Here is a 1,650-nt window from a genome sequence, read left to right on the forward strand (position 1 = left end):
AATGGGAGACCACGGAAATGTCTCAACTGGAAAACTGCATACGAGGTCTTCTCGGAAGAAGTGTTGCACTTAATTTGACAAACCGTCAACAATTAAAAGAAGTTATGTATAAAAATGTTGGGCCAGTTAGGACTAAAAAAGGCTTAGAAGATAGTTTAGCATACTTAAAATCATTGAAAGCACATAGCTATGACTTAACTAGTCTTCCTACTAAGAATTCATATCAAATATATTTAGACTATAAAAATTTGTTATTTACCTCTGAATTGATTGTTACAGCAGCACTTTTAAGAAATGAATCTAGAGGATCTCATTATAGAGAAGACTATCTAGATAAATTGGATGTAAATAAAAATTACATCTTAAAAAAAGAAAAGAATCAAGTGTGTACCTCTGTAATTGATACACCAAAACTACAACTTAATTAATATTATCAATAGGGAGTGTTAAATGTGAAAAAAGCTTTTGCTGTAATGGGATATAATAATACAAGAATAAACGATGTAAACACAATAAAAAATATCGCATGTAGTGTGTATGATGCGGACATTATTTTATGTAAAGATATTATTACTGAAGAAGATAAAAATTTGATTTCAAACACTATTGAAGTTGATTTACTAGGAAATTCTATCGGTCCTATTACGAGTTACCTTAAAAAAAATGATTTTGAACTTATTGGTGTACTTCCGTTTTCTGACCGAGGAGTTCCTTTAGGTTCATTATTAGCTCAACATTTCTCATTACCAGGGGACCAAGGTGGGGAAATGGCAGAAGCCTGCATAAAAAAATCAAAATTTAGAAATATTGAAAGTCAAACTGAATTGCCAAATTGGTATAAAAAAGTTGATTATCTATATACGACAACTAGAGAAGGTATTGAATCTTTTTATGAAAAACATAAGGTGTTTTTTATCAAACCTAACTCTGAAGGAAATAGTAGAGGTTGTATGATGATTAGCAGTATCGAAGATTTAACCTATTGGTTAGATGTTTTCCATGAATATGTCCCTCATGGAGTTCTGTGTGAAGAATTAATCGATGGTCTGCACGAATATAGTTATGACGCTGTAGGAAGTTATGAGTGGATAACAGAAAAAAAGACAACAGATGGGCGCTTTAAAGGAGAATATAATCACATTTCACCTGCTCCATTGTCAAAAGAAATGTACAATAGACTTATTGAAGCAGGTAGAGCAGTAAAGAATATGATCGGATCAGTAAATGGGGCTAATCATCATGAATTTTTCATTAATAAAGACTATACGATTTCTTGTGTAGAACCTAACCGTAGACCTGCCGGAGCTAAAGTGTTCTTATTTGGCGAACAATTGTACGATTCTTTAGAAAGCTCATATGAAGAGTGGATGAGAAGCCTTTCTAAAGTTGAGGATAATACTAGTAAAGAAAATGGTTCTACAAACCTTCTAAATGAGAATGTTGTTGGATTCAGATGGTTCAGAGCAGATAAGGAAATGATAATCCCAGAAACTAACTTTGAAAATTTGAATACCTATATTAAAGAAAAATACAATACAAAGATTATTGATTTATTTTTCAATGACGGTTTGTCAAATTAAGTGCAACACTTCTTCCGTGAAGACCTCGTATGCAGTTTTCCAGTTGAGACATTTTCGCGGTCTCCCATTG

2 protein-coding genes are annotated in these 1,650 nt (G+C 32.4%); both read left to right on the forward strand.

What is annotated here, in order from left to right; all coding sequences use genetic code 11:
- The first annotated feature begins 104 nt into the window (after positions 1–104).
- Entirely contained in the window at positions 105–428 is a 324-nt protein-coding gene (locus tag KNQ13_RS15655; protein ID WP_483297469.1) for a hypothetical protein, read from the forward strand.
- Between the two features lie 24 nt (positions 429–452).
- Positions 453–1,580, forward strand: coding sequence for an ATP-grasp domain-containing protein (locus KNQ13_RS15660; RefSeq protein ID WP_209548553.1), 1,128 nt, complete (start codon positions 453–455; stop codon positions 1,578–1,580).
- Positions 1,581–1,650 lie beyond the last annotated feature (70 nt).

Origin of the sequence: Exiguobacterium sp. s128 (assembly GCF_018618815.1) — a bacterium.
In the GTDB taxonomy this organism is placed as follows: domain Bacteria; phylum Bacillota; class Bacilli; order Exiguobacteriales; family Exiguobacteriaceae; genus Exiguobacterium_A; species Exiguobacterium_A antarcticum.